Origin of the sequence: Devosia marina (assembly GCF_009758415.1) — a bacterium.
GTDB lineage: Bacteria > Pseudomonadota > Alphaproteobacteria > Rhizobiales > Devosiaceae > Devosia > Devosia marina.
In genome coordinates this window covers 50,415-63,795 of record NZ_WQRF01000008.1, presented here as the reverse complement: position 1 = coordinate 63,795, position 13,381 = coordinate 50,415, and the positions used below count along the sequence as shown (strand labels likewise).

At 58.9% G+C, this 13,381-nt stretch carries 12 protein-coding genes and 1 pseudogene; 9 read left to right on the top strand and 4 right to left on the bottom strand.

Annotation, left to right across the window (positions count from 1 at the left end; translation table 11 throughout):
* Window positions 1–87: 87 nt before the first annotated feature.
* From GO014_RS16715 to GO014_RS16700, 4 genes are all read left to right on the top strand, one after another.
* Window positions 88–660 (top strand): peptidase inhibitor family I36 protein, encoded by a 573-nt coding sequence (locus GO014_RS16715; protein WP_157291481.1) that lies wholly within the window; start codon window positions 88–90, stop codon window positions 658–660.
* A 338-nt stretch (window positions 661–998) separates the two neighbouring features.
* Window positions 999–2,024, top strand: coding sequence for a TRAP transporter substrate-binding protein DctP (locus GO014_RS16710; protein ID WP_210252471.1), 1,026 nt, complete (start codon window positions 999–1,001; stop codon window positions 2,022–2,024).
* A gap of 77 nt (window positions 2,025–2,101) precedes the next feature.
* On the top strand, window positions 2,102–2,680 hold the full coding sequence (locus GO014_RS16705; protein ID WP_116589028.1) for a TRAP transporter small permease subunit: 579 nt from the start codon (window positions 2,102–2,104) through the stop codon (window positions 2,678–2,680).
* A gap of 2 nt (window positions 2,681–2,682) precedes the next feature.
* A complete protein-coding gene (locus tag GO014_RS16700; RefSeq protein WP_116589027.1) occupies window positions 2,683–3,996 on the top strand; it encodes a TRAP transporter large permease in 1,314 nt (437 codons plus the stop codon).
* A 36-nt stretch (window positions 3,997–4,032) separates the two neighbouring features.
* Here the strand turns inward: GO014_RS16700 and GO014_RS16695 are convergent, their stop codons facing one another.
* Window positions 4,033–4,404: a DoxX family protein gene (locus GO014_RS16695; RefSeq protein WP_157291480.1), complete on the bottom strand. Its 372-nt coding sequence runs from the start codon at window positions 4,402–4,404 to the stop codon at window positions 4,033–4,035.
* Window positions 4,405–4,551: 147 nt separating this feature from the next.
* Between GO014_RS16695 and GO014_RS16690 the strand changes: the two genes are divergently transcribed.
* The 5 genes and pseudogenes from GO014_RS16690 to uvrB form a co-directional block, all read left to right on the top strand.
* The gene (locus tag GO014_RS16690) at window positions 4,552–4,890 is read left to right on the top strand and encodes a PadR family transcriptional regulator (protein ID WP_116589025.1); all 339 of its coding nucleotides are present in this window, start codon (window positions 4,552–4,554) and stop codon (window positions 4,888–4,890) included.
* The gene (locus tag GO014_RS16685; RefSeq protein ID WP_157291479.1) at window positions 4,883–5,512 is read left to right on the top strand and encodes a hypothetical protein; all 630 of its coding nucleotides are present in this window, start codon (window positions 4,883–4,885) and stop codon (window positions 5,510–5,512) included. The genes GO014_RS16690 and GO014_RS16685 overlap by 8 nt, the downstream gene beginning before the upstream one ends.
* A gap of 12 nt (window positions 5,513–5,524) precedes the next feature.
* Window positions 5,525–6,427, top strand: coding sequence for an alpha/beta hydrolase family protein (locus tag GO014_RS16680; RefSeq protein ID WP_157291478.1), 903 nt, complete (start codon window positions 5,525–5,527; stop codon window positions 6,425–6,427).
* A 129-nt stretch (window positions 6,428–6,556) separates the two neighbouring features.
* Entirely contained in the window at window positions 6,557–7,231 is a 675-nt protein-coding gene (locus GO014_RS16675; protein ID WP_157291477.1) for a polyamine aminopropyltransferase, read from the top strand.
* A gap of 586 nt (window positions 7,232–7,817) precedes the next feature.
* A pseudogene (gene uvrB, locus GO014_RS16670) lies at window positions 7,818–9,950 on the top strand (excinuclease ABC subunit UvrB); the annotation flags it as partial.
* Between the two features lie 23 nt (window positions 9,951–9,973).
* On the opposite strand, the gene GO014_RS19670 reads toward uvrB, so the two are convergent.
* The 3 genes from GO014_RS19670 to GO014_RS16660 form a co-directional block, all read right to left on the bottom strand.
* Window positions 9,974–10,396 carry a Cap15 family cyclic dinucleotide receptor domain-containing protein gene (locus tag GO014_RS19670; protein ID WP_425482093.1) on the bottom strand — a complete coding sequence of 141 codons (423 nt, stop codon included), beginning with the start codon at window positions 10,394–10,396 and terminating at the stop codon, window positions 9,974–9,976.
* 651 nt (window positions 10,397–11,047) lie between these two features.
* Window positions 11,048–11,974 carry an anti-phage phospholipase gene (locus GO014_RS16665; protein ID WP_343030995.1) on the bottom strand — a complete coding sequence of 309 codons (927 nt, stop codon included), beginning with the start codon at window positions 11,972–11,974 and terminating at the stop codon, window positions 11,048–11,050.
* Window positions 11,967–12,896, bottom strand: a complete 930-nt coding sequence (locus GO014_RS16660; RefSeq protein WP_157291476.1) for a nucleotidyltransferase domain-containing protein — start codon at window positions 12,894–12,896, stop codon at window positions 11,967–11,969. Before GO014_RS16660 ends, GO014_RS16665 begins: the two co-directional genes overlap by 8 nt.
* Window positions 12,897–13,381 lie beyond the last annotated feature (485 nt).

Below are 13,381 nucleotides of genomic sequence, written 5' to 3'. Positions count from 1 at the left end.
GCCGCCCCCAAAAAAGGGCGGCGCTTTGCTTTGCAACATCTGGCAAGGCAGGCTAACCTCACGCCGAACAGACAGATGGATATTGCCATGCGCTCGCTTTTCGCCCTCGCACTAGCCCTTGCCATCTCGCTTCTGCCCAGCCTTCCCGCCCTGTCCGCCTCCCCCTCCGGCAGCCATGGCTGGAGCCGCGCCGCTCTCGTCCTGCGCGCCGGACCGGGCGACGCCTATGCCATCACCGGCGAGATTGCCGGCGAACAGGCCATCAAGATCCTCCGCTGCCAGCAGCTCTGGTGCAATATCGATGGCCCCGGCGGTCGCGGCTGGACCGGCAAGGCCGCCATCGACTTCGGCAAGGATCCGCACTGGCCGATTCTGGACCCCGACAATAAATGGCCCGACCTGGCCGGTGGCGAAATGTGCTTCTACGAAGGCACGCATTACACGGGCCGCACTTTCTGCGCCGATTCCGGCGACGTCTTTCAGGATCTGGCCACCTGGGGCTGGGACAACACCATTTCCTCGATCCAGGTGAGGACACCAACCAGCGCCGCCATCTGCCGCGACCGCTTTTTCCAGTCCTATTGCGAACGCATCGCAGAGAGCCAGCCCGTTCTTCACCAATATCTGCGCGACAACCTCTCCTCAATCCGGCTGTACTGACACCAGCACCACAAAGCTGCCGCCGCATTATTGCGCCCCGGTTAGCGTCATCAGGGCCAGTCTGTCGAATTTCGGGCGGCGGCTGTCTGGACCTCGTATTTGTGCTGGTTCAGCGCAAACAGCGCCTGATCCCCCACAAAGCAAACTGATTTCGGCCCGGCGCGCTGGCGTTCGCCGCGCCGTTCTTTTGCTCCCTGCAATGTGGATAGAAGGTGACCTCTGCCTTTGACCAGTTGATCAAATGGCCAATCCGTGCAGACTGGCGAGCCAATGGTGCGGGAGTTTCGATGTGCTCCTGCGGCACGTAAGTCAATTGGAACATCGAAAGGGAGGACATCGTGAATCTCACCAAGTTTGTCGTCAGCACCACCGCCTCGGCAGTCGCAGCCTTGCTGCTTTGCGGCGCAGCTGTGGCCCAGGAATATAGCTGGACGTTCCAGACCTCGGAAACCGCCGGTGAACCGGGCTTCATCAACAAGCAGAAATGGGCCGATAGCGTCACCGAGCTGTCCGGCGGTCGCATCGAGATTGAACTGCTGCCGATTGGCGCTGTTGTCCCGCACACCGATACGCTTGAAGCCGTCGGCGCCGGCATTCTTCAGGGCCATCTGACCGACCCGAGCTATTTTGCCGGCAAGGATCCTGCCTTTGCCATGATGGGCAATCTGGTGGGCGCCTGGAGTGATCCGTTCGAACTGCTCGGCTTCATGAAGTCGGGCGGCGGCAACGATCTCTATGCCGAGCTGGTCGAGCCCTACGGCGTACAGTTGATCGGCACTGCCGCGACTGAGCCGGAAGCCTTCGTGGCCTCCATTCCCCTGCGTGGCGTCGAGGATCTTCAAGGTCTCAAGCTGCGCGCGCCCGAAGGCATGGTCTACGAAATCTTCTCCAAGGCCGGTGCTGCTCCCGTGGCTCTGCCGGGCTCCGAAGTGTTCACCGCGCTGGACAAGGGCGTGATCGACGCGGCCGACTACACCGTGTTCGCGGCCAACCAGGGCCAGGGCATGAACGACATTGCCAACTATCCGCTCTATCCCGGCTTCCACTCGCTGCCGCTGATCGACATCTCGATGAACAAGCAAACCTGGGACGGGCTGCCCGATGACCTCAAGGCCATCCTGCGCGCTTCTGTCGACCAGTTCATCTTCCAGCATGTCTATTCGGTGCGCCAGCAGGACGCCGAGGCAGTGGCCGAAGCCAAGCAGAACCCGGATATCGAGATCATCAACTGGTCGGCTGACGAACGCGCCAAGTTCCGCCGTATCGCTCAGGACGAATGGCAGTCCTGGGCTGAAAAGAGCGACATGACCCAGCGCTACTACGACACCGTCATCGACTATCTCGAAGGCCGCAACCTACTCTAGGCCGGTCATCTGCAAAGAGAAACGCGCCCGGGGGAGAACTTCGCCGGGCGCTAATTTGTCGCCACAGGAGAGAACAGATGGCCGACGAGGTCGACATTCCGGCGGTCGCCGATGGCGGCGATTCCGAGATCCGTTCCCCGCTTGACCGCGCGGTAGCCGGTATCAGCAAAGCACTGGCCTGGGCGATATTTCTCGCTTTTGGCGTAACCGTCTTCGAGGTTATTTCTCGCTACGTCTTTGATAGACCCACCTTCTGGGCGCATGAGACGACCACTTTCCTGATCGCCGCGATCTTCCTTGTGGGCGGGCCGATCGCCCTTGCCCGCGACAAGCATATTCGGGTCCGCATGATTTACGACGCCGTATCCCCCAAGGGGCGGCGCATCCTCGATATCATCAACTCACTGATCGCCATGGTCTTCTTCGCAGGCCTCGCTTATGCCGGCTGGATCATGTCCTGGAAGGCCACCCACACCCCAAGCGGAGAATTCCGTCTTGAAGGCACGGGCACTTCGTGGAATCCGCCCACCCCCGCGCTGCTCAAGATGCTGGTGCTGGTCTGCGTCGTCCTGATGTTCGTACAGACCCTTCTGCATCTCATCGAAGCCATCCGCCGCGACGTGTCCGCGCCGGCCAAGCCTGCCGGGGAGAAATAACGATGGGCTTGAGCGCTCTTGGAATTGAATACGGCTCATACATTCTTGTCGGCTGCATCTTCTTGCTGCTGCTGACTGGCCAGCCGCTCGCCTGGGTCACCGGGCTGGTCGCACTGCTTTTCACCTTTGGCTGGTTCGGCACCAACTCCCTGCCGCTGGTGACCTCGCGCATCTTCGGGTTCATCACCGAATATTCCCTGGTGGCCATCCCGATGTTCATTCTCATGGCGGCGATCCTCGACCGCTCCGGCATCGCCAAGGATCTGTTCAATGGCATGCGGGTGCTGGCCGGCCGCCTGCCGGGCGGCGTGGCAGTGCAGACCTTGATCGTGGCCATCCTCATGGCGGCGATGTCCGGCGTTATCGGCGGCGAGATCGTGCTGCTCGGCATTCTGGCTCTGCCCCAAATGCTGCGCCTGGGCTATGATCGCAGTCTCTCGATCGGCGTCGTCTGCGCCGGCGGTTCGCTCGGGACCATGATGCCGCCATCGATCGTGCTGATTATCTACGGCCTGGTCGCCAGCGTCTCGATCGCCGACCTGTTCGTTGCAGCCATCACTCCGGCCCTGCTGCTGCTGGCATTCTACGTGGCCTATGTGCTGTTCATCTGCATTCGCAATCCGCAGATGGGTCCGCCCATGTCCAAGGAGGAGATGGCCCAGGAGTCTATCGGCAGCGCCCTAAAATCTGTCGCCGCGCCGCTGTTTATCGTGCTGGTGGTGCTCGGCTCGATCTATGGCGGCATCGCCTCGATCACCGAAGCTGCGGCTCTGGGTGTCTCCGCCGTGCTGCTGGTCTCGCTGATCCGACGCGAAATGACCTTCAAGATGCTGCAGGACAGCCTGGTCCACACTCTTGAAACTTGCGGCATGATCATCTGGATCGGTATTGCGGCGGCGGTGCTTGTCGGCGTCTATAATCTCATGGGTGGCAACCGCTTCGTTTCCGGAGCCATTCTCGGGCTCGATGCCCCGCCTGTGGTCCTCATCATGGTAATGATGCTGATCTTGCTGGTGCTGGGCATGTTCCTCGACTGGATCGGCATTGCCCTGCTGACCTTGCCGATCTTTGTGCCCATCGTCATCCAGCTTGGCTACGATCCGATCTGGTTCGGCATCCTGTTCGCGGTTAACATGCAGGTGTCATACCTGACCCCGCCCTTTGGTCCCGCCGCCTTCTATCTCAAGAGCGTCGCGCCAAAGGAGATCACCCTCAAGCACATCTATACCGCGCTGCTGCCATTTATTGCCCTGCAATTGGTAGTGCTGGGAACCATCCTCTTCTTCCCGCCCATCGCCACCTGGGCGATCAGCTGACAAGCAAAGGCCGGGCACACGCCCGGCCTTTCCTTTTCACCGCAGCAGTGGAAACACCGCCCTTACCCTGTCCTCGCGCAGCCAGAGCGCCATCCACACCGCGACCCCGAGGTAAATCGAAAACAGCGTGTGGCTGAACAGCGGATTATCCACCCGCAAATTAGCCGCCAGCGCCGCGCCCAGCAATCCCGTGGTCAACACCGCGCCCAGCAATGCTGTGCGCGGGATCAGAAAGAGGATCACGCACCCCACCTCGATTGCGCCGATCAGCACCAGATATTTCACCGGCCATCCCACCACCTCCATCGGCTCGAGCGCTGCCTCGATCCCCAAAAACTTCGGCACCGCAGACGCGACCGCCAGAAACAGCCCGATCAAAACGCTCAATACCCAGCCCGCAATCTTCATTTTAGTCCCCTGTGGAATCCGGCAGCATCACGCTGCTCATGTGCCAACGACGATGCTGAAGCGGAAATCTCGACACAGCTACGGCAAACCACTTGCATTACCTATTAGCTCTAGGCATTATACCTAGAGTTAATAGGTAATAGATTTATGCCCACGACGACCTCCCAATTTCTCAATGGCGTCCCCGAGCTCCTTGTCCTGCGCCTGCTGCGTGACAAGGAGATGTACGGCTATGAACTGGTCGAAGCCATTCGCGCCGCCAGCAATGACAATCTCAGCTTCGCCGAAGGCGTCATCTACCCTGTCCTGCATTCCCTCGAGCGCGACGGCGCACTGTCCACGCGCCGGCAGACGGTCAACGGCCGCAGTCGCGTCTATTATTCTGTCACCCCCACGGGCAAAGACCGGTTCAACGACCTGCTTGCCCATTGGCAACACCTGCAAAGCACTATCGCAACGATTGTTAAGGCGCCCCACCATGCCTGACCGTCTGGAAATCATGCGTGAGGATCTGCTCAAGGCAGGGCTCTCGCCCGCTCATGTTCAACGCTATCTGCGCGAACTGGCCGAACACCGCGATGATATCGTCGCTTATCTGATCGCCGAAGGTGTCGCACCACAGGTCGCTCAGACAGAGGCGGATCGCCGCCTGGGCAGCAATGATGCCCTGCTGCTGCCCATGCTGGCGAATCGCCGCTTCCGCAGCTTGGCGGCGCGCTGGCCGGCGCTGGTCTATCTGGCAATCCCCGTGTGCTGCCAATTCGTGCTGCTGGCACTGGGACTGTGCTTGCTCCTTCTTGCTACCGGCACGCCGCTCCGTGCGAGTATCTTGGATCTTGGCAATGGTCTGAAGCTCCTCTCCTATGCCGCACCGGTGCTCATTGGCATGTTGATGCTGGCGTTTGCCCATCAGCGCCGCGCCACAAACGCCTGGCCCATTGCTGGCGCCCTGTCGAGCGCTGTTCTGGCCGCCATGGTGAGCATCAGCGTTCTGCCCTCTCTCCCGGGCCAAGCTGGCGAAATCAGCGTCGCCATCGGGTTCCCAAGCCTGCTGCCGCTTCTGATTACCGGCACGCTCGTCCTCCTCCCTGCCGCCATTCGCCGCTAACGGACCAATACAATGCTAAACCGCTTTAACGCGCTCGCCGCGCTGACTTTGCTCGCCCTGCCTCAGGCCTACGCCATCGACTATCGCGAACTAAGCCGGGCCGACGGCACTCCCATCTACTACACGCTCGACAAACCCGCGGGTGACACCTCCGGCCTGCTCGTCCTCAGTCAGGGGTCCGGTTGCGCCCGCGCCGCCTCCAACCCCAACCTGGCCATCGTACGTGCCGCTTTTCCAGACTATGCCGCGTTGATCGTGGAAAAGATCGGCATCACTCCAGACGTCGAAATTTCCGATCCATTCGGCGACTGTCCGGCACAGTTCTACGACAACTACACCGTTAGCCAGCGCGTCGCGGACTACCGGACCGTCCTCAATGCATTGGCCGCAGATCCGGCAGTAAACATTGCCAATACGATCCTTTTCGGCGGTTCGGAGGGCGGTCTGGCCATGGCAATGCTGGCCGGGCGCGTTCCAGTCAACGCGACGATCCTGCTTTCTACGGCCACCGGGGAGACGTTTGGCGACATGGTTCTCTCGACCGTACCTCCCGAAGCGCAGGAGCAAGTGCGCTCTGGTTTCGAAATGGCGCGCAACAATCCGCAGAGCTCGGAACGCCTTGGAGGCTCGACCTACCGCTTCTGGGCCGACGGTCTGGACCTGCGTCCACTCGACCATATGCAGAAGGCCACCGCTCCGTTCCTGCTTATCCAGGGCGGTCTGGACGGGTCGGCACCCGTTGCAGCTTCCCGCACGACGCTGGCCGTCTTCGCCGAGAAAGGCCTCTGCAATTTGACCTATTGGGAGTTTCCAGCCCTCGATCACGGCCTCACCGATCCTGCCGGCACGTCCCATCTCCCGGCAATTGCCACAATGGCCGCGGCCTGGGCGCAAAACCCGATTCCGGCCTGCTAGCCGCTCCACTCTCCCGACTCGGCAGCCATCCGCAAAGGCCGACGACACATCGCTGGCAACCGTCGGCCCTTGCTGGTTCCATGCGCTTCCGCTACGGCACTCCAACGCCATCGACCACAGGAACCTTCCATGATCCCCTGGCAGAAACTCGGCGAGACCACCATGCCCGGCGGCGGCCCGATGACCTTGATGCAACGCGGCAGCGAATTTTCCGTCATGTCCGGCACCATCACGCTGATGAACAGCCGCATGAGTAATTCCGAAGAACAGCTCGCCAATCTGTCCGCCGCCCGGCTTGGGTCACGCCCCAAGGCCCGTATTCTCATCGGCGGTCTGGGACTCGGCTTTACTTTGCGCGCGGCCCTCAAATGCTTTGCCGCCGACAGCGAAATCACCGTCGCCGAACTCGTACCGGAGATTGTCGACTGGGCCCGCGGCCCGCTCCTGCCGCTGCATGGCGACAGCCTCGACGATCACCGCGTTCGCATTCACCTCGGCGATGTATCGACGGCCATCACCGCCGGCAAACCCTTCGACGCCATCCTGCTCGATGTCGACAATGGCCCCGATGGCCTGTTCCGGCCCGCCAATGATCGGCTCTACAACGCCGCAGGCCTCGCCGCCGCCCAGGCGGCCCTGACCCCGGGCGGGCACCTTGCCATCTGGTCCTCCCACCCCGACGACCGCTTCACCAGACGGCTCAAGCAAACCGGCATGCAGGTAGATCAGGTCACTGTCCGCGCCCGCAACAATGGCAAGGGCGACCGCCACACCCTCTGGTTCGCAACCAAGCCGAGCGATTGATCACCCATTGCTGACTCCCGCTGTCAGCAGCCCCCGTTCCCTCTCCGTTCAGGTTTTGCTACTGTCTTCCGGAACATTGCATCTGCGCGCCTCGTTCCCCATCTGAGGTGGCGACCCCCATTCATCCAAGGCGTTCTTCATGGCCCCCAAATCCACACGCCCCGGCAAAGCCGAATTCTCCATCGATGAGTTCTTTGCCGAAATCGAGAAGGCCGAGGATATTGCAGCATCCAAGCCGCTTTACGCCGAGCGGATGAAGAACAAACGCGCCCTCGACCGCGCCGAGGCGGCGGAAAAGGCGGCAGCCGAACCCAAAACCGCCCTCGAAAAGCGCCGCACCACCAAGTCGAGCCACGACACCGCAACCGGCATGTCGAAACGCACCAGCAAGACCAAGATCAACTCGGTCGATCGCGTCGATTTCGATGGCATGGGCGAAGCCCCGCAGGCCGGTTTCGGCCATGTTCCAAGCAAGCCGCTCACCGCCCGCGAAATCTCCCGCACCGCCGCCGCCGATCCCGAGGCCCAGGGCAAGATCCGCGAAGCGCTCGACGCCTCGGTGAAAAAGAACAAGGCCCGCAAGAACGAATCCCTCGAAAATGCCTCCACTGTGGGCGTCACCGCGACCGTGAAAGCGCTCGAACAGATCATCCTGCATGGCCGCAAGGAGGTGGAAGGCTCCGCCCCCTGGGTACCGCATCGCCCCGAGCACCCCTCCAAATCCGCCGAGAGCCGCCCCTTCCGCCTGAACACCGAATATGAGCCCGCCGGCGACCAGCCCACCGCCATTGCCGAATTGGTGGAAGGCATTGAAAATGGCGAAACCGACCAGGTCCTGCTCGGCGTCACCGGCTCGGGCAAGACCTACACCGCCGCCCAGGTCATCGCCCGCACCCAGCGCCCCGCGCTGATCCTGGCGCCCAACAAGACCCTGGCGGCCCAGCTCTACAGTGAGTTCAAGGGCTTCTTCCCCGACAACGCGGTCGAATATTTCGTTTCCTACTACGACTACTACCAGCCCGAGGCCTACGTCCCGCGCACCGATACCTATATCGAGAAGGAATCCACCATCAACGAGCAGATCGACCGCATGCGCCACTCGGCCACGCGCGCGATCCTCGAGCGCAATGACGTCATCATCGTCGCCTCGGTCTCCTGCATTTACGGCATTGGCTCGGTGGAAGACTACACCGCCATGACCATCGACGTGCAGAAGGGCCAGCAGATCGACCAGCGCCAGCTGCTCGCCAAGCTCGTCGCCCTGCAATACAAGCGCGGCGATACCGGCTTTGTGCGCGGCACCTTCCGGGTGCGCGGCGATACCGTCGAAATCTTCCCGGCCCACTATGAAGCCGCTGCCTGGCGCGTCTCGCTGTTCGGCAACGAGATCGAATCCATCGTCGAGTTCGATCCGCTGACCGGCAAGAAGAGCGCCGACCTCACCTTCATCCGCGTCTATGCGAACTCCCACCACGTGACGCCGCGCACCACCATGAACCAGGCGATCAAGCTGATCCGCTCCGAGCTCGCCGCGCGCCTGCAGGAGCTCAACGGCGCCGGCCGCTTCCTCGAGGCCCAGCGCCTCGAACAGCGCACCATGTTCGATCTGGAAATGATGGAAGCCACCGGCTCCTGCGCCGGCATCGAGAACTATTCGCGCTATTTCTCCGGCCGCAAGCCCGGCGAGCCGCCCCCGACCCTGTTCGAATATCTCCCCGACAACGCCCTGGTCTTTGTCGACGAAAGCCACGTCACCATCGGCCAGCTCGGCGCCATGTATCGCGGCGATTTGCGCCGCAAGGCGACCCTGGCCGAATATGGCTTCCGCCTCCCCAGCTGCATGGACAACCGCCCCCTCCGCTTTGAGGAGTGGAACGCCATGCGCCCGCAATCGGTCTATGTCTCGGCCACCCCCGGCTCCTGGGAAATGGACCAGACCGGCGGCGTCTTTGCCGAACAGGTCATCCGCCCCACCGGGCTGATCGATCCCCCGGTCGAGATCCGCCCCGCCACCCATCAGGTCGACGACGTCATCGACGAGATCCGCCAGACCATCAAGGCCGGCTACCGGACCCTCTGCACCGTCCTCACCAAGAAGATGGCCGAGGACCTCACCGAATACATGCACGAACAGGGCATTCGCGTGCGCTACATGCACTCCGATGTCGACACCATCGAGCGCATCGAAATTATTCGCGATCTTCGTCTTGGGGCTTTCGATGTCCTGGTGGGCATCAACCTCCTCCGCGAAGGCCTCGACATTCCCGAATGCGGCCTGGTCGCCATTCTCGACGCCGACAAGGAAGGTTTCCTGCGCTCCGAAACCTCTCTCATCCAGACCATCGGCCGCGCCGCCCGCAATGTCGACGGCAAGGTGATCCTTTATGCCGACCGCACCACCGGCTCCATGGAACGCGCCCTGGCCGAAACCAACCGCCGCCGCGAAAAACAGATCGCCTACAACACCGAACACGGCATCACGCCCCAGAGCGTCAAAGCCCGCATCAACGACATCGTCGACAGCGTCTACGAAAAAGACCACGTCACCGTCAGCATCGGCAAAGGCAATGACGGCAAGGAAAAGACCGTCACCGGCGACAATCTGGCCACGGTCATCAAGGACCTCGAACGCGAAATGCGCGAAGCCGCGACGAACCTTGAGTTTGAAAAGGCGGCGAGACTGCGGGATGAGGTCAAGCGGCTCAGGGAGATGGAACTGGATACGCTTGAGGGGGAGGTTAGCTAGCCGCCACGTCTAAACAGTCGTTGAGTTATGCCCACAGCTGGGCGAGGTTGCCTGTTGCGTGCGGTAAATTGCCCGCTTGTGTTCCTGTCGGTCCAATAGTGTCCTTGCAGGGTCGGTAGCGGGGATTGATCTAATCTGAGTTTGAACGTGCCGTAGTGAATTGGGCTGCCGACTCTGTGTTCAAGTGTTGGGTCGCTTTGATAGACGCCAAGGACTTCATAGGCACCTCCTCCAACATCTCGAATGGAATAGCCTAGCGTTTGGGAACTTTGCTTACTTGTTTCAAGGCGGACTACGAGTGTGGACAAGGTCTGGGTGACAATCATAGTGCCCACTATAGGGGAAATTTTCTGGCCAGTATTCGGGTCCGTATACGTAGACTGGAGAGTAACCTCCCAAATTCCATCGATGTGAGGCACACTAACTAACCAACCCCGAAATAGCGGCCAATGCCAAACGAACCTGTCAAACAGCACTACTACCGAAGTGACCACAAACGTCGTTGCGCCAAATGGCTGGGCGTGGGCCCAAGTGAGTTCTACCCCACTGATTAGCAGCACCGCCCCCCAAACTATGGCGGACAATATTATTAGGGCGGAAAATTGGAATCTGTTGTGCAAATTGAACTCGCGGCAAGGACAGCAACTAACCCACAAACGGTGGAAATTCTCAATACCCTAGCAATTCAGCTAGTCGGTCAAGGGCACACTCGCATACTTTGTTTTGTTACTGGAAGCGAACATCCTGCGGCGGCAATTCCCATGCTACTGAGACCAGCACCACCGCTCGGTGCCGTCTTCGACAAACATTTCTCGGCAACAATCCAAGCGGCACTAGATGCTAATCCCGCATCTCACGACGGGGCGGTGATGTTGCTACGATCCTCACGCAGAGAGAAGTATCGGGTATCCGGTTGGTCATTCCGCCTGTGTTCACAACTTTCAACAGACGGCGGAATGGCAAATAGAGGTTCAGCATACAATAGTTGCCTTGCAATGGCTCAAGAGCCCACGGTCAATCTCGTCGCACTAATTTCCAACCATGGACTGGAGCTGTTCACCTCAAAGAGATCATATCAACAAACGTGATATGTCCTTCTCCTTCGATGCGAATGACTCAGAACCGCGTTGAATTAAGATACTCAGTTTGTCCAGATCGTGTTCAAAAATGTCGGTAGCCATATCTGGACTTACGAATGCGTCATTTACCCGAACAGTGTGCACATTTCCAAAAAGAACGGAACGAAGTTGCTCCATAGATTGAGTACTAATATCGAAAGTCTTTTGTAATAACTGCACCTCAGGAACCTTGTTCAGCCAATGCATAGGTTGGAATGGAGAAATCAACTTAGGCGGATACTCACCAACTCCAACGCTGAGAACTCTCAAATTTTCAACTGGTATTTCCATCGCTTTAACGGCGTCGGCGATGGCGTAAAGCGTGGGGTTATTAGCGCAGTAACCACCGTCGATGAGTTCAACCTTCTCGCCACTACCCGTAACCACTAATTTTCGGTCAAAAAACGGATATGCGGAGCATGAGGCCTGGACAGCGTCAGATACAGTGCAACCAAATCCGGGAACAAACGTAGCTCGACGTCCGTGAGCCTGATTGAACCCGGACTTAAATATCATCGGGCGTTCAATAACCCACTTGGCGGAGACAATACCTACTCCCGTCAGGAAATCCTCGAACCTCGCTGCCGCAAATATATCGTGTCCAAGTTTAGCAAGGGCGGCCGATTTTCTTTGACGTCCCCTCGCGGCCATTACCGAAACAACGTGCAATCGGTACAGATCAATTATATTGCTAACGCTATATCCAAGTCCTAGCAACGCCGTGATAATTGCCCCGGTGCTCGTGCCGTATATCAAGTCGAATTGCTCATGCAGTTTTTTACCAGCAAGTGCCTCCACCTCTTTGAGAACACCAAGCGTGTAAAATCCCTTCGCGCCGCCACCATCAAGCGACAATATACGAAAGATTTTTCTATCCACGGTAGAAAATCACCCTCATGAGGTCTTCAAGAAATAAGATGTAGTGCATGGGCAGCCTGTCGGTGTGAGAGCCAAACAGAGTTTTAATGCCATTCGCTTCTTTCAGGCTGGTTGGGTTTTCACGAAGCGACTTGACGCTATTTTCGATGAGTAGCAGAAGCCGTCCGTAATGTGTGTCTGAAGAGAAAAAGAACCTGTCCGGGGAATTCCAAAAAAGGCTCTCTAGACCAAACGAAGAAACTTCGTTTGCAGACCCTATTCCCCATCTTTTCATATTATTGCGAAGCGTCTTCAGTATGCGAACTTGCTGTCTATAACGGCGTGACGTTGCGTCATTTTTTTCACGCCCACGCTCGCGATGTTGAACTGGAAAACCGGTTACCAAAACACCAGTATCTTCCCGCTTGAGAGCGGTGCCGGACTCGTAGCGTCCCGTGCCGCGATACATCCGGAACTCGTTACAGGCTACGACGTCTGCATCCACAAAATATCCAGACGCGTGGACGTCGAAGGCTTTTTTGCCCCTAGTAACTGCTGAGCGGCCGAAGCGGGCGACTAGAGCGGCTTCAATATCGTCCTTGTACTCTTCGTACGTGTAACTCGCGGGAAAAATGAGCCCAGTGTCACCATCTGACATTCCTGGCGCCTTCTCGTGGAAGACAGTGCCGCTATAGAGGCAGCATACATCCACGTCGCTGTCAGCCCTTACATTTACCCGATTGGCGTAACTGCCCTGAGGAAACGTCACTACGCCCCTGGACGAGAGCCGAGGTGACATGCGGATAGCTTCAGTAATTTCACGTACTGTCCGCTCGATCCGATCTTGCTCGGTTTGGCTGGGTGGGGTTGACCAGAATTCAAACCGTTCCTCCCACTCGCTCTGGCTGCGGGTCTTTAGTTCAATGGATCGGTTATCTGCCATGGTACATTCCTCGTGCTCCAATAAGAAACATAACGTGAACTGACCGCCAGGATCCATGGGTTTATTGAAGTAATTAACAACCTCAACGCATGGGCCGAATTTGTTTACTCTAACGGGGTCAAACAACTGATGAGGCGAGGACAGACAGTCACAATAAGGCCACCCTATCCCCCAATAAATATCCATCGTTGGACGCCGAAACCCCACACTCACCTTATGACCACCGCGCTCCTCTCCAACGGCGGTCCGCCGCTTGATGATGGCGACACTTACACCCCGCCGCTCTGGGGGTTCGCAGGCGGTCCGGCATAGCCGGATGAAAAGCTCCGGTGGAGCTTTTCAAGACCAGACAGCCATGAGAGCTACGCTCGAATGGCGGGGGCATTGGCCGCTATTTCGACTGGAGGGATGCCAAGAAGTAGGCCTTCGACGGTAGGTGCACATAATCTTATCCCCGCCCCCTCAACCCTGCCCTATCCTCCCCC